Origin of the sequence: Paenibacillus sp. FSL M7-0896 (assembly GCF_037975415.1) — a bacterium.
Lineage (GTDB): Bacteria > Bacillota > Bacilli > Paenibacillales > Paenibacillaceae > Paenibacillus_AQ > Paenibacillus_AQ silagei.
This window is the reverse complement of the sequence record NZ_CP150250.1, coordinates 998,670-1,017,632: the sequence shown is the minus strand read 5'-3', so window position 1 is coordinate 1,017,632 and position 18,963 is coordinate 998,670. Positions and strand designations below refer to the sequence as shown.

Sequence of the window (18,963 nt, the reverse complement as noted above, 5' to 3'; positions counted from 1 at the left end):
CAAAAAAGGGCCGCGCATTTTCGCTACGGTCCTCTGTTTTACGGACAACCCTCTATCTGCATTACTTACCCGCTGTTTCTCTCCCCTCTGCCTGCTTAGCTACAGGGTAGTCGAAGCGTAGACGAAGCGCTACCAAGGCCGCCAGCATCAAAATCAAACCGGATAGCATATAGACAAAGATAAGCGAGCTTTGCGCCACCAGCATACCAGAAAGTCCTGTCCCGATCAGCGTACACCCGATAAAAATTGGAGTGATGAGGCCATTAATCCGTCCGATATATTCAGCTCGAACCAAAGTCAGCATATACGTGCCAATTACAGTCTGCGTTAAAGCCAGGAACAGACCGGTAATCAGCCGCATCCCGCCTGTTAGAATGGGCCAGACCGACCATACTTCAATCATCGTCCCCGCCCCGAGCAAAATCAAACCGGCGAAAACCACCCCTTTGCCCTTCAGGCGACCGGACAGGCTGGCGGCGATTATTGCCCCGATCAGGAGGCCCAAGCCGGACAAGGCGGTAAACCACTGCAAGTCTGCTTCTGCCAATCCCAGCCGCTCCGTAACCAGAAAGATGTCAAGCGGAGCGGTCAGACCAGCTCCCAGAGCAAGGACGCCAAACATCACCATCAACACTTTCAAGTTGGCATGTTCCCGCAGGTAGAGCAGTCCGCCGCGTAAATCCCTGACCACAGCCTGCACTGACAACCTTTCCATGGAGCGCGGCGAATCCGGCAGGAAGAGCAATAAACAAGCGGAAAGCGCAAAGATTACCAGCAGGCTGCTCAAGGAAACCATAACTCCGAAGGTGTAGTAAACAAAGGTGCCGAGGATGGGGCCCAGAATGATAAACAGCGAGCCGACCATCTGGGTCATCGCCATGGCAGCCGTCAACTCTTGTTCAGGAACATGGGTTTTAAGCAATTTGGCCGAGGATGGTTGGGAGAACAGCGACACAATCGCGGAGATCATCGTCACAATAAAAACCGCCTGCCAGTATCCCCATGCCACCACAAATAAAATTGGCACAATGGAGAGAAAGCTTAGAACATCGCCCCAGATCATGGTGCGCTTAGGGCGCCAACGGTCAGCCAGCACACCGCCCACCAGGGAAAATAAGAAAATCGGCGCGTATTCCACCACCGTAAGCAAGGACACAGCCACCGGGTCACCCTGCGTCTGCTGCACCACATAATAGAGCAAAGCCATATTTCGCACCCAAATCCCCACCTGCTGCAGCACATCCGAGGCCATCACCAGCAGAAATACCCGATTTCGCAACAATTCTTTCATCGTATTACCTCCTTTTTCAATAAAACTGACCGTTCGGTTTAATAATTCTCAAATAAAGCGTGCCTGCCCGAGTAGTGCGGTTCAACGACTCGAACAGGCTGCGCTTCATTCATTTCTTCTTAATTCCCTCCAATAACGCAGCTACCGCTTCTTGCGTATGCTGATGCATCCCGTCTTTGGGGAACACTTGGGGGTACAGCGTCAAGCCGCTTAACATACTGGTGAATAACACAGCCAACTTGCCCGGGTCCGCCTTAGTAAAAACCTGCTGCTCCATTCCCTCCCGGAAGATCTCGGTAAATACTTCAATCTGCACCATTGAGATCTCAATCAGCCGCTGATGTATCTCCTCGTAACCATCCTGCATATTCATGGAGAACTCTTCAGCCACCTTCGTCAGAGGACTCTGGAAGCTGTTCACAAAATGCAAGCTTGCTCCCATCAGTCTGCTTCCGACCTCCGGAAATTGGCGGCGAATCTCCGACCACTCCTCCACCCATTCGCGGTTGATTTTTTCGACCATACTCACAAACAAATCATCTTTGCTGGAAAAGTGGTAATAAATGCTGCCCTTGCTGACCCCGGTATGCTTGACGATATCCTCCATCGAGGTGGCGGCATATCCCTTCTGCACAAAAAGCTCCAACGCCTGGTCTAGGATCATACTCCGCTTTACCGAACCTTTTGGTGTACTCATTTCATTCCTCCTAAAAAACCGACTGTTCGGTTTAATTATATGGGTTCATATTTGGGAATGCAAGCATGATTATTATACGGAGTGCGACAGCGGAGAAAAGAGCATAACCCATGCTATCTCCGCATTAATTTCTTGCTTTTCTCATAAAAATCCTACGAAGTGCATCCGTCTCGATTTTCTTTCCCAATGATGATTAGTTGCCTTCTTATGCTATAATCGTTGACCAAGAGGGCTGGTTATACGAACTCAAAAGGAAAGGAAGATGCGAAATGGAACATTTCGTTTTGAATAACGGAGTCCAGATGCCGAAGGTGGGTCTGGGTGTGTATAACATCAAAGACAATAATGAAGACGCTCTAGTATGGGCGCTTCAGAACGGGTACCGGCATCTGGATACGGCAGCAGCTTACCGCAACGAGGAGCTGATAGCCAGGGCTATTCAGAAATCGGGTGTACCTCGAAGCGAGCTCTTTATTACGACTAAAGTATGGAGCACAGACCTGGGGCGAAAGACCCGTAAAGCCTTTGAAGCCAGTCTTCAAAAACTCCAAACGGATTATGTTGACCTCTACCTGATCCACTGGCCCGCCAAGCACTATCTGGAAAGCTGGCATGTCCTGGAGTCTTTATACAAGGAGGGGAAGATCCGGGCGATCGGGGTGTCCAATTTTGAGCCGGAGCATCTGGACAAGGTCATGAAGCAGGGGACGATTGTCCCCGCAGTGAATCAAATTCAGACGAACCCGCTGCTCCAGCAAGGGTCGCTTCATGATTATATGAGGGGGCACGGTATCCAGCATGTCGCGTGGAGCCCTTTTGGACACGGTAACTCGGAGATGCTTGCCCACCCTGTACTCACCGAAATGGCAGCCAAATATGATAAAACTGCGGCTCAAGTCATCCTGAGATGGAACCTTGAGCGGGATATCGCTGTAATTCCGAAGTCTGTTACTCCTGCAAGGCTGAAACAGAATCTGGAGCTGTTTGATTTCTCCTTGTCGGACGAAGAGATGAAGAGAATCGCAGCCCTGGATCAGAATAAAAGAGGATTTACCGATCCGCAAAATAAATTGTACCTGTGGTCCACCCGGTTTATCCCGTTATCCTAAGTTTTTTCGTATTATTTTCCGGACAACTGCAACTTTTCGCCGTAAAGAACCATCTGAGTATATAGAGGTGATGCACAATGAAACCAACTAATCTAACGAAGCACGCAAAAAAAATGAGCATCGCGTGCGGAATCCTGGCTGCCAGCTTATCCTTCGGAGCGTCCGCATTTGCCTTTTCGGACCTCAAGGGAAATTCAGCCGAAACCAAGATCAATACACTGCATAGCGCTGGTGTAATTAACGGAATTACGAACGACCTGTTTGCCCCCAATGCCAAAGTGACGAATGCGCAAGCCGTACAGTTTCTTGTAAAAGGATTGGGGCTTGCACCGAAAGCCGGTTCCGACAGCAGTACTAAGGCCAGCCAGCTTTTTGACAATGTAAAAGATAATGCCTGGTACGCCTCCTCCTTCGCCCTTGCTAAGCAGAGTGGCCTGACGCTGGCAAAGGATATCAACCCGAATGCACCGATGACCCGCGCGGAATTCGCCCATCTATTGACCCAAGCCTTGCAGAGCAAGGGCAATTTCCCGGTAACTAAGATGTTCTTCATGATTGAGGATGGCGATAAACTTACTCCAGAGGTTAATTACAGCCTGCAGGTGCTGCTGAACACGAAGGTGCTCACACTGGATAACGGGAAATTCCGCCCGTCCGATGCGATTACCCGCGCTGAAGCCGCTGTTATGATCCATGATGCCGCTGAATTCGCCGACCGGGTGATTACGCCGAACAATCCGGGCAATGAGCCTTCTGAGCCGGAGCCGGTTCCGGCTAACAATTACGTCTCTGATGTAGTCCTGGACAAAGTCGCTGAAGGCGTCAACAAAGCGACCCTCACCGTCGACAATCTGCCGAATCCCGGTTACGGCCTCGCGGTAGAGCGTATCGAGTTCACCAGCGCCACCAAAGCCGTAATCTTCTTCAAGGTAACCCTGCCTGAGCCGGATAAAATGTATCCGCAAGTGATCACCAAAGGCTCGGTATCCACATACCTGCCCGCAGGCTACACTGCAACGGCTGAGCCTGTAATGGGTTCGCGCTGGCTTGATCCGTCGGCTCCAGCGAAGTGAGCTGTTCCCCTTCCACCACCAAGGCTTGCACTACAAGCAGATAAAAGCAGTTCCCATACGGGAACTGCTTTTTCTTGTTTTATATAAGAAGTGTTAAGGTTTATTACGAAAAGCAAAAAAGAAGCGGAGGGGAAATTTGGAACTGTAGGAGCGTTAGCGACCGCCTTTGTGTTTGGATTTTTACCACACGGAGCGGTTATAATCAGGAAATCCAAACACAACAGCGGCCAGAAGTCCAAATGTTCACCGCAGCGACGAACTCAGCTTCAAGTCGAATCTTAAGCTGCTCCGCCTACTTACTCTGCCTCAGCCGGTTCCGGTAATCCATCGGGCGGCAGCCGTAGGTTTTCTTGAACATCTCCGTGAACCGGTTCACATTGCTGAAGCCGGTCATGCCGGAGATCTCCATGATCTTCTTATCCGTGGTCTCCAGCAGGCTGACCGCCTCCGAGATCCGGTATTCATTCAGGAAGTCCATCGGGGACAGATCGAACTGCTTCTTCATGAAGCGGCAAAAGTAAGACGGGCTCATGTTGACCTGCTGCGCCATATCGGAGAGCGTGATCCGCTTACTGTAGTTCTGCTGGACGTAGGCCAGCGTTTTTTTGGCCAGCATGGAGCTGTTGCCGCCCCGGGACTGCCCGGGCAGTCCTGCCCGCGGATGCTCAGCCGCACACTTTTCCAGCCGGTACAGCACCTCGAACAGCCTGGCCTTAATCAGCATCTCATAGCCGTGCGCCTCCTGCTGATAGAGATCCCGCACCTCCTCCAGCAGTGGAATCAGCCGCAGCTTCTCCTCCAGCTCCCGCCCGATCAGCAGCGGATAACGCCGGTTGTCGAGGAAAAGCGGGGAAACAAACTGCTGCTGAATCTGGTCTCTCTCCAGGCTGGAGAGGAAATTGAAATGCACCAGCACCGCGCAGAAAATAATCTCCTCCTGATCCACCCGGATCGCCGAATGCAGCATATTGGGCTGAATGAAAACCGCCTCTCCGCTCTGGACGACCAATTTCTCCTGCCCCACATGGAATTTGGCCGTGCCCTTAATCATGAACAGCAGCTCCAGCTCTTCATGCCAGTGGGAATACAGCACCAGATTATTGAGCGAGGATAGCTTGGTTACATGCACACTCATGCGGAATTGCCTGCTGCCATGCATAAGCTTTTCCTTCATATCCTGAGATACGGGTTCGCCGATGGAATCGAGCAGTTCAAGACTTTTTTTCACTGAGGTTCCCTCCTCCCGGCCCACTGGATGCTGCCCGCAGCGTCAGCTATACGCTCAGCCCTTCACCGCACCGATCATTACGCCCTTCTCGAAGTACTTCTGGATAAAAGGATAGATAATCAGCACCGGCACCGTCGATACGATAATGACCGCATATTTGATCTGATCCGCGAACTGCTGGGCATAGCTGCCCGCACCGGCCCCGGCACCTGATCCGGCTCCGCCCGCGAACGCCTGATTGGATAATAGAATATTGCGCAGGACGATCTGCAGCGGCTGTAAGCTATCCGTATTGATGTAGAGCAAGGCGTTGAAGAAGTCGTTCCAGTGACCCACCATATAATAGAGCGTGATGACGGAGATCACCGCCTTGGACAGCGGAACCACCACCGAGATGAAGTAGCGGAAGTGCGAGCAGCCATCCAGGGTAGCCGCTTCGTGCAGCTCCTCCGGTATAGAAGTCTCGAAGAAGGTTCTTGTAATAATCAGATTGTATACACTAATGGCGCCGTTCACAATCATTACCCAAGGCGTATTCAGCAGATTCAGGTCACGGATAAGCAGATAGGTAGGAATCATGCCCCCGCCAAAATACATCGTGATCACAAACAGCGGCATAATGAACCTGCGTGCCCGGAATTTCCGCTGGGACAAGGCATACGCCGCAGGGAGCGTGACCAGCAGATTGAGCATCGTGCCCAGCACCGTGTAGATAATCGTATTTTTATACCCCTGCCAGATCCGGGTGTCCTTGAATATCTGCTCATAGCCGTACAGGTTAATGTCCTTAGGCCATAGAATAACCTGTCCCTGGTTCACCATGGTGGAGTTGCTGACGGAAGCTATGATGATGAAATACAGCGGGTACGCGACCATGATGAACGCGGCGATGCTTATAACCGCAACCACCAGCGTATACAGCCTGTCTGCGATACCGCCCGAATGCTGTATCTTTTGCGAATGAGCGGCTTGACTGTTTGACATCCCATTTCCTCCCTACATCAGACTGATTTTTGAAGTTTTTTTGGCCAGGGCATTCGCCAGCATCAGGAACGTGAAGTTGATCAGGGTATTGAATAGTCCGACCGCTGAACCGAAGCTGAACTGGTTGGATTTCACGCCCACATTGAAGACATACGTGGAGATGACTTCCGATACGGGCTTGTTAAGACTATTTTGCATAAGAAAAGTCTTCTCGAAGCCTACACTGAGTATGCTGCCCATATTCATAATCAATAAAATAATAATCGTCGGCAGGATGGCCGGAAGCTCCACGTGCCAGACGGTCTGCCAGCGGTTAGCCCCGTCAATCCGGGCGGCGTCATACTGCTGCGCATCCACCGAGGACAGGGCGGCGATGAAGATAATGCTGTTCCAGCCGCAGGCTTGCCAGATGGCAGAGATGACATACACCGGAACGAAGGCGCCGGGATCACCAATGAGATTCGTATCCGCAGGGATCAGGTGCAGGGCCTTCAGGAAGCCGTCGATCAGTCCAGTGGTAGGCGATAGCATAATTTGCAGCAGTGCGACCAGTACAACAGTGGAAATGAAGTAAGGCATATACACCGTAGTCTGCAGGATACGCTTGCGTCTGTTGCTGCGGATCGAGTTAACCACCAGCGCCAGCAGAATCGGCATCGGGAAGCCCAGCAGGATGGAGAAAAAGGCAATGATAAACGTATTTCGCAGCGTAGGCCAGAACATCGGGCTGTTGAAATACTGCTCGAAATATTTGAACCCGGCCCATTCCCCGCCCGTCAGTCCTTTGCTGAAATCAAATTCACGAAAAGCAAGCTGGATGCCATACATCGGACCATAACAGAAAATGGCGATGTAAATGACCGCAGGAAGCACCATCAGCCATAGCTGGTAATGCCCGGCCTGCTTACGAAGCCATCCGTTCCCGCGCAGCGTCTGATGCGGCACCGTGGTCTGTGCTGGTTTCATTTGGGAGCGCCCCTTCCATTCAAGTCCACTATTTCAAGGTCGAGAGGTATTCGTCATAAGCCTTTTGGCGGATTTGCAGATTCTGCTCCAGGCCGGAGCTATTGACGGAGGCGACATACGCAGCCCACTCCTTCTCAATGTCAACCTTGGTGGTCAGCCAGTTGGCCCACTTTTGATCCGTGATATTATTGACGTTCGCCTGATTCATTGCCAGGGTGTTAGTGTCCTCCGTGCTGTACTTCATGAAGTTCTGCGGGTAGACATTGCTCTTCTCGTCCGCCTTATTCAGCAGCTCATCATAGACAGCTTTCTCCTTCAGCACATTCTGCATATCCGAGCCAAGCGTCACCTTGTCCTTCAGCGCATCGGCAATGTACATCGGACCATTATCCGCGAACGAATTCGTCCATTTCCACGAGCCCGGGTCGAGGGATGCATCCGCCGGAGGAAGAATCGCATACGTGCCGTCCCCGTTATCCTTGATTCCCTTATCTGTGTCATTCATCCCGCCGAACAGGACCTGCAGACTAACCTCCGGCTCATAAAAAGCATCAATGAACCGCATCGCGGCTTCCTTGTTCTTGGAGCGGGCACTGACCGACACCGCATTGGAGCCGTAATTCTGGTAGTAGTAGTCATTGCTCCAGTACAGCTCATTCGTAGAGTCTGCATGCTGCTTCAGCTGCGGCAGGGTAACATATTGGTCTTTCAGCTCATTGCCGAAGCGGTCTCCTGTCTCCCAGCCCCAGGTGAATCCGACCTTGGCTGTAGTTCCATTCCCGCGGGCAACGGACTGGTATTTGGAGTAATCCTGCGTGACCACTTCCTTGCTGATCAGGTTCTGGCTGTACAGCTTCTGCAGGAATTGCATGAGTGTCTTGAACCGCTCATCTACATAGAAATTCTTAACCTGCGCCCCTTCGGTGAAGTAGCCGTCGCTCGCCCCGTTGGACAGAGGCAGCCCAAGGCTGCCCAGCAGCAGCTTCGGTGTGAAATCCCAGCCGATCGGGTTGAAGTCCATCGGAATCTCATCCGTCTTATCCCCGTTCTGATTCGGGTCTCCCTCGCGGAAGGCAAGCAGCACAGTCTCTAGCTCATCCCAAGTCGTAGGCACCTGAAGGCCGAGATTGTCGAGCCAGGTTTTGTTAATGAACATTGAGGCGGTGGAGCCGGGCCAGATCCCCTTATAACGCGGAGTGCCGTAGAGCTTCCCGTCAATTTGAGTAGCAAGCGTTTTCAATTCCGGGTGCTCGCTGAACATCTTTTGAATATTAGGAGCGTCCTTCTCAATCAGCGGGCCCAGATCCTCGAACAACCCGTTGAATTGTACAAAATCGGAGTTAGAGGTCGCATTGAACAGCAAATCCGGAATTTCACCGCTGGCAAACAGGGCACTTTTCTTCTGATCCCAGTCCGCAGAGATTTGCTGCCATTCAATTTCGACATTCGCCTTCTCTTCTATTTCAGCGAGCCATTTCATTTGCGTGACATCTTTGGTTAGTGAATGCTTCACAATAATCGCCTTCAGTTTCGTCTTCCCCTCCGGCGTGTTGCTGCCGTCGTTCCCCGCATCCGGGCTGTTCCCCTTACTGCTGCAGCCTGTGAGTGATAGTCCTGCCAAAGCGCCTGCCAGCATCAAGGCAAGAATACTCTTTTTTCTCATTTGACTTACCCCCTTAGTAGGAATTCATAAATGATCTATGCTTAAGAGCGAAGCTCTGTTAGCCGGGAGACTCGGAACTATTAGGTCACAAAACACTCAGGTAATACAAGCTATTCCTGCTTCGCATTATTCACGAAAGCGTTATCATTATTATAATTTTTCTTCCGCACCCTGTCTCACCGTATATTACCTTTTAATCATCGTATATTGACCTTTTTGGCTGCAAAAGTAGCTGAATTCAGGCGAAGATTCGACTTTCGGTAGGTGAAAATTGACACATGATGAATTTTTTTCGAGTGTGGAGAATCAGTGCTGCGGGGTTAGAGAATAATAATTCCATCTATGGAGTGACGGGCTGCAACCTTTTGCTCCTAAATCCCATCTAAGAGGATACGAGGTGATGTACAATGAAGAATACATTAACCCGGATGCGCACGGCCAAAATCTCGCTGGCCTGTAGCATTCTGGCGGCAACCTTAGCTATCGGGGCACCGGCTTCCGCTTTCTCAGATCTGAAGGGCCATGCGGCCGAAGCCAAAATCAATGCCCTTCATCAGGAGGGCATCCTTAACGGAGTGACCAGCGACAAGTTCGCGCCGAAGTCCAGCCTTACGTATGCGCAAGGCGTGCAGTTCATGGTGAGCGGCCTGAAGCTTGCTCCGCAGCAATCCTCTGGCAAGAAGGCCAGCGATTATTTTGACAACGTAAAAAATACCGCCTGGTATGCCTCCGCATTCCTGAAGGCCAAAGAAAGCGGCTTAATGCTGGAGCGGTCTATTGACCCTAATGCTGTGATGACACGTGTCCAGTTCGCACAATTGCTGCTTCAGGCGCTACAGAACAAAGGGGAATTCGCGTATACGGAGATGTATGCCAACATTACGGATGGCAGCAAGCTGTCTGCCGCTGAGATGAACAGCCTGCAGATTCTGATTAACACCGGACTGGTCACGCTGGAGAAGAATAACACCTTCCGTCCGAATGAAGCGGTTACCCGTGCAGAAGCTGCCGTCCTGGTCTACGATGCCGCCAAATTCGTGAAGGAAGTGATTATGATGGATGAGAACATTTCGGCCCCGTCCACCACATACGATGCCGCCGTTACGCTGGACAAAGCCGCCGCTGGTGTGAACAAAGCTACGGTGACTGTATCCAATCTGCCGAACCCGGGATATGGCCTGGTCATTGAACGGATTGAGTTCGGTGCTGACAAAACCGCAGTGATCTACTTCAAGGTCACCTCACCGAAGCCCGGTTCCATGAACCCGCAGGTCATCTCGGCAGGCACCGCCGTCACCTATCTACCGGAAGGCTATACCGCAGTAGCCCAAGCTACACCAGGCTCGGCAACCTCGGCTGCTTCCAGAGTGACAAAGTAACAGCCTCCACCTAACTAGATGCACCACAAAGAGCGCACCGCCGGATACCCGGCCGGTGCGCTCTTTGTGGTGCTTGATTTTACAATATCCATGAACCAGTAAGTCCACCCGTTGCGGACTGAAGATCTCACACTCTGGATCGGCTGGTTAGCGCGGCCTGCGGCTGGCTGGTTAGCGCTTAGTCCAGCTCCTTATAGTACCGGATCTCCTGGCGCCCAGTCTGGAAACCGGCTGACCGGTACAGAGACAGCGCGGAATCATTCGTGGTCAGTGCGACCAGCTGCGCCTGCTCCAGCCCTTTCTCCTGAAGATACATTAACGCATGATTCAGCAGCGCCTTGGCAATGCCCCTTCTTCTCCAGGGCTTGCAGACAAATACATCTTCAATGATGCCAAGCTCCTCCTCCTGCCAGACCATCAGACTGCCCGCCACCCGGCCTGCATCCCGCACAACCATCCATGTCCAGAGCGGATGCTCCTGATATTCCAGCAGACGCTCCATTCCGAGCGGGGTCTCCGGCCAGATCTCCGCCTCCAGCTCCAGATAAGCCGCCCGCTGCTCCGGCGAATCCATAGGCGCATTGGTCAATTCAAGGCCTTCCTCCAGCTCCACCGCATGGACGGGTTCACGAAGGTCGCGCTGGAGCGTATACAAGCAGCTATCCGGCAGGTAACCAAGATGCTCTGCGAAATAAGCATGGCAGCTCTCCTCCGGCGCATAATTGCCTGTGCACAGGAGGGTTCTATATTCCGGGGGCAGCGTACGCTTCAACACCTGCGCCCGTTCCAGCAGAAGGGCGTAGACGCTGTCACGCAGCTCCAGATCCTTTTCCCGTCCGGGCCATGTCTTCAGATTCACGAAAATCTTGTGTTTACTCTCCGCCGCGCGTCCCGGGGGCACCACATTAAGGAGCTGCAGCTGGCCCTTGGCCACCATCTGCTCCCCTTCAAAAGCGCAGAATACATTCTCCCAGTTGCTCTCATCCCCGACCCACCAGAACAGCACATCCTCCTGCGCCGACACCTGCCCGTACATCGCGCCAAGCGCCGCCATATCCCTCTCTTCAAACTGCCGGATCACTCTATTGCTCAATTCCCAACCGCCACCTTCTGTTTCTGTCCATCATAACACCACCTGGCAGGGGACCTCCGTTCTTGAATAACTATAGTTGTTTTATACTGCTGAGCTGAATCTCCAGCTCAAATTCATAAGACCCATCCTAGAACAAAATCACCCTTACAGGTGAATGAGATTACCTGCGCGCAAGCAAATGTATGTTGTTTTTCGCATACATTCGGGCCATGCGCCTGCTTGCGAGCACAATGTATGCTGTTTTCCATATACATTCGGACCATGCGCCTGCTTGCGAGCACAATGTATGCTGTTTTCCACATACATTCGGGTCGTGTGCCTACTTGCGAGCACAATGTATGCTGTTTTTCACATACATTCGGGTCGTGTGCCTACTTGCGAGCACAATGTATGCTGTTTTTCACATACATTCAGGCCGTGGCCTGCGTGCAAACACATTACTGTTTTTCATATACATTTGGTCCATATGCCGCTGTACCAGCCAATTGTATACGGTTTCAAGCAATTTACACTCACCTTTTCCACAGCAGCAGGATACTATAGTTTCCTATACAATAAAAAACTGTGCAATCCTGTTGAAGGAAAGCACAGCTCATTTTTGATTCTCCGGTCCTTTGCGGACCAGGATGCCGTTATTCACTTTGAAATGCCTCTTTTGTCAGCCTAAACGGACTCAAAAGACGCTAAGGAGGCTGTCAGGCCTATTTACAGGCTCCGAAGCCTGTATTAACGGCTCCTGAGTCCGCACACGATCCGCAAAACGCCGATTCCAGCACGATAAGGTCCTCTGAGTCCGTAACGCCTCTACTCCCCGCTGCCCGCCGCCTCGCGCGGCTGGCGCATCGTCAGGCTGACGCGGCCTTTCTTCACATCCACGCCGAGTACCCATACGGTGACATTGTCGCCGACGGAGACCACGTCCATCGGATGCTTCACATAGCTGCCGCTAAGCTGGGAGATATGGACCAGCCCGTCGTTCTTGATCCCGATGTCGACGAAGGCACCGAAGTCGATTACGTTGCGCACCGTGCCCTGCATCTCCATGCCGGGCAGCAGGTCTTCCATCTTCAGCACATCCTTGCGGAAGATGGGCAGCGGCAGCTCCTCGCGCGGGTCGCGGCCCGGACGCTGAAGACTCTCCAAGATGTCGCGCAGCGTAGGCACGCCCACCGCAAGCTTCACCGCAAGCTCCTCCGCATCCTGAGCACTTAGCTGCTCTGCAACCTCCTTGCTGCCGAGCTGCTTCACATCCAGCCCCAGCTCGCGGAACAACTTGTCGACCACCGCGTAGGATTCCGGGTGGATCGGCGTGCGGTCCAGCGTATTGTCGCCTCCCGGGATACGCAGGAACCCGATGCACTGCTCGTAGGATTTCGCGCCCAGGCGCGGCACCTTCTGCAGTGCCTTGCGCGTAGTGAACTTGCCGTTCTCCTCGCGGAACTTCACAATATTCTTGGCAATCGTCGTATTCACTCCTGCCACATAGGAGAGCAGCGAGGCCGAAGCGGTATTCACGTCGACGCCGACATGGTTAACCGCCGACTCCACGACGCCCCTCAGGCTCTCTTCGAGATGCTTCTGCGACACATCATGCTGGTACTGCCCGACACCGATGGCCTTCGGGTCGATCTTGACCAGCTCCGCGAGCGGGTCCTGCACGCGGCGGGCGATGGAGGCGGCGCTGCGCTCCGCCACATCCAGATCCGGGAACTCCTCCTGCGCCAGCTTGGAGGCCGAATACACACTGGCCCCTGCCTCGTTAACGATCAGGTAGGCCAGCTCAGGATCGCCGACCTCGGCAATGACCTCGGCCGTGAACTGCTCCGTCTCCCGCGAGCCGGTGCCGTTGCCGATCACGATGAGCTGGATGCCATATTTGGCAATCAGCTCCTTGAACTTGGCCGCCGCCTCACGCTTCTTGTTGTTCGGCGGCGTCGGATACGTGACCGCTACCTCCAGCAGCTTGCCGGTATCGTCCACTACGGCCAGCTTGCAGCCGGTGCGGTAGGCCGGGTCGACGCCCAGCACATGCCGTCCCTTCACCGGCGGCTGCAGCAGCAGGCTGCGCAGATTGCCCGAGAAGATGGAGATCGCCTGCGTCTCCCCCTTCTCTGTCATCTCTCCGCGCACCTCGCGCTCAACGGAAGGGGCAATCAGCCGCTTGTAGGCATCCTCGGTCACCGCTTCCAGCAGCTCCTTGACCGGAGAAGGCCCCTTCACCAGCTTGCGGATGATGAACGCATGGATCTTGTCCGGCACCACCTCGATGCCGACCTTGAGGATATTCTCCCGCTCCCCGCGGTTGATCGCGAGAATACGGTGCGGTGGCATCCGGTGCACAGGCTCCCGGTACGCATAATAATTCTCGTATACACTTTCCTGCTGGGCATCTTTGGCTTCGGAGACCAGAATCCCCTGACTCGCTGTATACTGGCGCACCCAGGAACGGATAGCCGGATCATCGGCAATATTCTCGGCAATGATATCCATCGCCCCTTGCAGCGCCAGCTCGGCACTCTCCACACCTTGGTCCGCATTGATATACTTCGCAGCCTCTTCCAGCGGAACCCCTTGGCGTCTCTGCTCCATCACCCAATCCGCCAGCGGTTCAAGTCCCCGTTCCTTGGCGACACTGGCCCGTGTCTTGCGCTTCTGCTTGAACGGACGGTACAGATCCTCCACTTCCTGCAGCTTCACCGCCTTCATGATGCTCGCCTGCAGCTCAGGAGTAAGCTTGCCCTGCTCCTCGATGCTGCGGATCACATCCTTCTTGCGGTCACCGAGGTTACGCAGATATCCGAGCCGTTCTTCGACATCGCGGAGGACATTCTCGTCCAGCTCCCCGGTCATTTCCTTGCGGTATCTGGCGATGAACGGAATGGTGTTGCCCTCATCTAGCAGCCCCACCGTAGTTCTTACCTGCTTCAGACTGATGCCCAGCTCCTTCGCAATAGCTGCAAGTATCAGTTCCTGCTCCTGACGGGCAGCGGCATCTTCCGCCGCCTTCGCCGCCTGATTCGTATCAACGCTCAAGTAGATCCCTCTTTCTATACACAGTCTGAGTTCATAACTCTCTACTGAAATACTATCACAGTTTGCCGCAGGACCAAAGTTTGTCCCTTACACAAGAAGAAGCGGCTGCACCGTCCCCACCGGGATAGCGCAGCCGCAATCATAATCATAAGTCCGTTATTCTATTCACGCTCCGGATACTAGCGCACCGCAGTAACCTGCTTGCTTCTTCTCCGCCGGGCATAGCCAACCGACAACATGAAGCTGATGAACAAGACGAGCGCAGCCACCGCATAAGGGAAATTGATATCCAGGTCGAACAGAACCCCTGCCACAATCGGGCCGGCAATGTTGCCAAGGCTCGTATACGCGGAATTCATTCCCATCACCAGGCCTTGCTGCGAATCATCTGCCATCTTGGAGAGCTGGGTGCCGACCGCCGGGCGAAGAATATCCATAGCCAGAAAAACAACAAAGGTCACAGAAACAATCGCTACGAAGCCATGCACGAACAGGGTCAGGAGAATCGACAAGCCCGCGATCAGCAGACAGGCGGAAATGACCCGGCTCTCCCCGAATTTGTTCAGAATCCAGCTGAAAGCGGTAATCTGCACCACCGCCCCGGCAATGGAGCCGAAGGTCAGAACAAACGCAATATCCTTAGGGGTGAACGCGAATTTATGATCCACGAACAGTCCGAATACCGTCTCATAATTGGCCAGTCCGAAGGACAGCACGAATACAATAATTAATCCGAAAAAATAAGGCTCACGATACGAGCGCATGAGCTGCATGATTAGACTATCATTATTCCCTTCCATCGTTCTTGATTCTTCGCGCAGCTCCGCTGAACGCGATTCCGGCAGGACTAACAGGGTGATAACCGCAACAATGGCGGCTGCCCCCGCAGCGACGAAGAAGGGGACGCGAATGCCCAGCTCAGCAAGATAGCCGCCGATTCCCGGACCGATGATGAAGCCGGTGGTAATGGCTGCGTTGATGAAGCCCATGCCTTGGGCCCGCTCCTCTGAAGTCGTGGTGTCTGCCACATAAGCCATAACCGCAGGCATAATCATCGCGGCACCGATACCGCCAAGCATTCTGGATACGAACAGCACCCAGGAGGCATTGGCCAGACCGAATAGAAGCTCCGAGAAGGCGAATACGGCCAGCCCGCCGACAATGATTTTTTTGCGGCCCATCTTATCCGACAGTCTTCCGGCGAAGGGCGAGACCAGTAGCTGCGTCAGCGAGAAGGCTGCCACCAGCAGTCCGACCACACTCCCGCCAATGCCCAGCTCGTTCATATAGGTCGGCATAATAGGGACAACCAGACCAATCCCCGTGAACGCCAAAAAGATATTTAACATCAGGAGCAGCATCGCTCCCCGGTTTTTTAACAGTAATGACATGGTGTTTCCCTCCGTATATCCCAGGGCCTTGCTATAAGCTCCGGTTGTAATACATCTATTTCTCTATTTATTGCTCCATCTTCCCCGACCCTATCCCCTGAAGCAGGATCTGAATTCCCGCACGGTAGTATGCCCTGATCGTCTCCGGGGTATCGGTCCTGCCTGTGATCTCATGGACCCGGCTGATTCCCTCCAGCATAGCACTGAGCGTGATTACATAGTTATCCAGGTCACCACGGACCAGGTAGCCGGAATCCATCCCCTCTTGCAGCAGCACACGGCAGGCCTCTGTGACCGATTCGAAAATATGTGAGAGACGCTCGCGGATATCCTCCGACAGCGTATGGGATCTACCGTATTCCTCCAGGGCATGGATCAGCGGATTCTGGATATCCTTTGCATAGTGATCCCCCAGCGCGTATAGACGGGCCTCCGTTCCGCTAATCCCGCTCCGCAGCTCCTCCCACTCATTGAGCCACTTCTGGGTATCCACCTCCACCACGTACAGGAACAATTCATCCTTGCCCGGAAAATGGTGATACAGACTGCCCTTGCTGACCTTCGCGGCTGTGCAGACCTCGTTCATGCTTACAGCGCCGTAGCCCTTTTGCGCAAATAAACTGGTGGCATGCTCCAGAATCCGGCTCTTCGTTTCTTCTCCATCTGAACGTCCCTTAATGGTTAACCCTCCTCTAGACCGACCGATCGGTCCAATTATAGCACGCAGTTATGCCCTCGCACAACCCCCATCATCAACACTCATCTATCCTCGGGTATATCAATAAGTATATATCGGTTAGGCGCCAAATAATCCCACCAAGTGGGGTTTTAGCTTCGATGACTCAGGTACTTTGCGGGGACCCCAAAACATCAAAAAGGCAGCACCGGAGCTGATCCGGCCTGCCTTTTGTTACGATGATTGATGTTATATCCCCGTAGGGTTCAGAAATCAATCAGCCCCAGGCTGATTTGCAGCGAATCATCCACCAGCTTCATGGTCTCATCGTCCAGGTGGGTGATTTTATCCGTTAAGCGTTGCTTGTCAATGGTACGAACCTGCTCCAGCAGAATCACGGAATCCCGGTCAAAGCCATGTGCAGCCGCATCAATCTCCACATGAGTCGGCAGCTTGGCCTTCTGGATCTGGGCAGTGATAGCTGCCACAATCACAGTCGGGCTGAAACGATTGCCAATATCGTTCTGAATAATCAGTACCGGCCTTACTCCACCTTGCTCAGAACCCACAACCGGTGAAAGGTCGGCAAAAAAAACGTCGCCGCGTTTAACAATCAATAGTTACACCCCGCTTACTAAGCGGCCAAGAGTACTGTCTGCATCTTCCTCAGCGAGAAAGGCCTCGCATGCCATGGTCAAATTAATCTTAGCCATTTCCATATAGCCCCGCTGCATGGACTCGCGGATGGTGCGTTTCCTCCGATCGCTCAAGTACAGCTTCATGGCCTGCCTGATCAATTCACTACGGTTAGAGTTCTCCAGTTGAACGATCCCATCTACTTCCTGCAAGAGATGATCGGGCAAGCTGATCATGATTCTTTTGGTGTTCTGCAAATTGGCCACCTTCTCTTCCACCCCCACAAACCTTCTGCCCTTGTGTTCCAGTGTTACAATATACAAGGAATTTTATACAAGGAATATATGCCGCCAGTATATCAAGTATGCTGCATCCCATTATAAACTAGAAATGGCGGTTCGTATAGACTATAAGTCACAAGCTCTATACGGTACGTTCCTTATATTCAGTTCCTGTACTAGGTATCTGGTCAGGGTATTAGGCTTGCAGCAAGGGATTAACGAGGTTGGGTAGCATACCATGGCGTACATACACGCGCGGTACCCGGTGAGCCAGCATACAGATTACTTCGTAGTGGATCGTCCCTAAATGGAGCGCCAGTTCATCTGCCGTGATCGACTCGGTGCCCTGGCGGCCGATGAGTACAACCTCTTCGCCTGCTTTGATTTGTTCCGCTTCTAGAGCGAAAGATTTCAGTGATACCATACACTGGTCCATGCAGATCGTTCCGACGACAGGAACGCGGCGTCCGCGTATTAGCACCTCCGCTTTGCCTGTTAGCATGCGGGAATATCCGTCAGCGTACCCCACGGGGAGCGTAGCGATAACCTCATCGCCTGCCGTGAAGTACCGGGTGCCGTAGCTGATGCCTGAGTCAGGCGGCAGGGTTTTGACATATACAGCCTGCGTCTTCAGCGTCATTACCGGGTGCAAGGCCACCAGCTCACGGTTCACCTCAGCCGAGGGGTAGAATCCGTACAAGCTTATGCCTACACGCACCATGTTAATGGATAGTAGAGGTGTATCAATGGCCGTAGCGCTATTGCCCGTATGTATGATCGGGATGGTAATGTTCATGTCCCGAAGCGCTTCCGCCACGCTCATGAAACGTCGGTGCTGCATTAGTGTATAGCTTTTGTTGTGTTCGTCTGCTCTGGCAAAATGGGTGAACATGCCCTCCAGCTCCGCCTGTTCCACCGCATGCACCTCAGCGATGAATGCGGGCGCATCCTCCGGCAATAATCCCAGTCTGCCCATTCCGCTGTCAATCTTGATGTGTACCTTCAGCCGGTGCTCCTTCTCAACAGGAAGGGCGCTAACCGCTTCCAGTACCTCCGGTGTGAACAGTGTAACGGTAATATTGTTCTCCCAGGCTACGGCAATGCCTTCCGGTGAAGTATAGCCCAGCACCAGGATAGGAAGTAGTATTCCCGCCTGACGCAGCTCCAATGCCTCATCGAGAAAAGCAACACTGACGTAGTCCGCTCCAAGCCGCTCCAGCTCCCGCGTCACTTCCACTGCCCCATGTCCATACGCATTTCCTTTGACGCATCCCATGAACTTGGTCTCCTGCGGCAATACGCCGCGAAAAGCTTCGTAGTTGGCACGCAAATCATCCAGGTTAATCTCGGCTGCTGTCGGCCGATAGCTTGCCTTCACTTCAGGTCACCTTCTTACATTGTAGTAAAACATCTCTGCCTTATTCGCACAGATCAGAAGTCTTACTGCCAATGGTAATGCTCGT

The 18,963-nt window shown here is 53.0% G+C and carries 16 protein-coding genes; 3 read left to right on the top strand and 13 right to left on the bottom strand.

All coding sequences use genetic code 11. The annotated features are described in order from the left end of the window. Positions 1-61: 61 nt before the first annotated feature. On the bottom strand, positions 62-1,291 hold the full coding sequence (locus tag MKY12_RS04200) for an MFS transporter (RefSeq protein ID WP_339313014.1): 1,230 nt from the start codon (positions 1,289-1,291) through the stop codon (positions 62-64). Between the two features lie 109 nt (positions 1,292-1,400). Next, positions 1,401-1,988: a TetR/AcrR family transcriptional regulator gene (locus MKY12_RS04195; RefSeq protein WP_339254098.1), complete on the bottom strand. Its 588-nt coding sequence runs from the start codon at positions 1,986-1,988 to the stop codon at positions 1,401-1,403. A gap of 269 nt (positions 1,989-2,257) precedes the next feature. On the opposite strand from MKY12_RS04195, the gene MKY12_RS04190 reads away from it, so the two are divergent. Then, positions 2,258-3,097: an aldo/keto reductase gene (locus MKY12_RS04190; protein WP_339313013.1), complete on the top strand. Its 840-nt coding sequence runs from the start codon at positions 2,258-2,260 to the stop codon at positions 3,095-3,097. A gap of 77 nt (positions 3,098-3,174) precedes the next feature. Beyond that, positions 3,175-4,170, top strand: a complete 996-nt coding sequence (locus MKY12_RS04185) for an S-layer homology domain-containing protein (RefSeq protein ID WP_339313012.1) — start codon at positions 3,175-3,177, stop codon at positions 4,168-4,170. Positions 4,171-4,462: 292 nt separating this feature from the next. Here the strand turns inward: MKY12_RS04185 and MKY12_RS04180 are convergent, their stop codons facing one another. Genes MKY12_RS04180 through MKY12_RS04165 form a run of 4 tightly spaced genes read right to left on the bottom strand, consistent with a single transcriptional unit; the run spans position 4,463 to position 9,011 of the window. Next, a complete protein-coding gene (locus MKY12_RS04180) occupies positions 4,463-5,398 on the bottom strand; it encodes an AraC family transcriptional regulator (protein WP_209878746.1) in 936 nt (311 codons plus the stop codon). A 54-nt stretch (positions 5,399-5,452) separates the two neighbouring features. Next, on the bottom strand, positions 5,453-6,382 hold the full coding sequence (locus tag MKY12_RS04175; protein ID WP_339254092.1) for a carbohydrate ABC transporter permease: 930 nt from the start codon (positions 6,380-6,382) through the stop codon (positions 5,453-5,455). A gap of 12 nt (positions 6,383-6,394) precedes the next feature. Further along, entirely contained in the window at positions 6,395-7,348 is a 954-nt protein-coding gene (locus tag MKY12_RS04170; RefSeq protein WP_339254090.1) for an ABC transporter permease subunit, read from the bottom strand. A 28-nt stretch (positions 7,349-7,376) separates the two neighbouring features. Continuing rightward, on the bottom strand, positions 7,377-9,011 hold the full coding sequence (locus MKY12_RS04165) for an extracellular solute-binding protein (RefSeq protein ID WP_209878751.1): 1,635 nt from the start codon (positions 9,009-9,011) through the stop codon (positions 7,377-7,379). Positions 9,012-9,418: 407 nt separating this feature from the next. Here MKY12_RS04165 and MKY12_RS04160 point away from each other — a divergent pair, with 407 nt between their 5' ends. After that, the gene (locus MKY12_RS04160) at positions 9,419-10,390 is read left to right on the top strand and encodes an S-layer homology domain-containing protein (protein WP_339313011.1); all 972 of its coding nucleotides are present in this window, start codon (positions 9,419-9,421) and stop codon (positions 10,388-10,390) included. Between the two features lie 178 nt (positions 10,391-10,568). On the opposite strand, the gene MKY12_RS04155 is transcribed toward MKY12_RS04160, so the two are convergent. The 7 genes from MKY12_RS04155 to alr form a co-directional block, all read right to left on the bottom strand. Continuing rightward, positions 10,569-11,483: a GNAT family N-acetyltransferase gene (locus tag MKY12_RS04155; RefSeq protein WP_339313010.1), complete on the bottom strand. Its 915-nt coding sequence runs from the start codon at positions 11,481-11,483 to the stop codon at positions 10,569-10,571. A gap of 804 nt (positions 11,484-12,287) precedes the next feature. Beyond that, positions 12,288-14,516, bottom strand: a complete 2,229-nt coding sequence (locus MKY12_RS04150; protein ID WP_339313009.1) for a Tex family protein — start codon at positions 14,514-14,516, stop codon at positions 12,288-12,290. 179 nt (positions 14,517-14,695) lie between these two features. Further along, positions 14,696-15,907 (bottom strand): MFS transporter, encoded by a 1,212-nt coding sequence (locus MKY12_RS04145; RefSeq protein WP_339313008.1) that lies wholly within the window; start codon positions 15,905-15,907, stop codon positions 14,696-14,698. Positions 15,908-15,974: 67 nt separating this feature from the next. Beyond that, the gene (locus tag MKY12_RS04140; RefSeq protein ID WP_339314770.1) at positions 15,975-16,544 is read right to left on the bottom strand and encodes a TetR/AcrR family transcriptional regulator; all 570 of its coding nucleotides are present in this window, start codon (positions 16,542-16,544) and stop codon (positions 15,975-15,977) included. Positions 16,545-16,849: 305 nt separating this feature from the next. Further along, positions 16,850-17,200, bottom strand: a complete 351-nt coding sequence (locus MKY12_RS04135) for a type II toxin-antitoxin system PemK/MazF family toxin (protein WP_036697332.1) — start codon at positions 17,198-17,200, stop codon at positions 16,850-16,852. 3 nt (positions 17,201-17,203) lie between these two features. After that, entirely contained in the window at positions 17,204-17,485 is a 282-nt protein-coding gene (locus tag MKY12_RS04130) for a ribbon-helix-helix protein, CopG family (protein ID WP_036697455.1), read from the bottom strand. A gap of 211 nt (positions 17,486-17,696) precedes the next feature. Continuing rightward, positions 17,697-18,878 carry an alanine racemase gene (gene alr / locus MKY12_RS04125; RefSeq protein ID WP_076079572.1) on the bottom strand — a complete coding sequence of 394 codons (1,182 nt, stop codon included), beginning with the start codon at positions 18,876-18,878 and terminating at the stop codon, positions 17,697-17,699. Positions 18,879-18,963 lie beyond the last annotated feature (85 nt).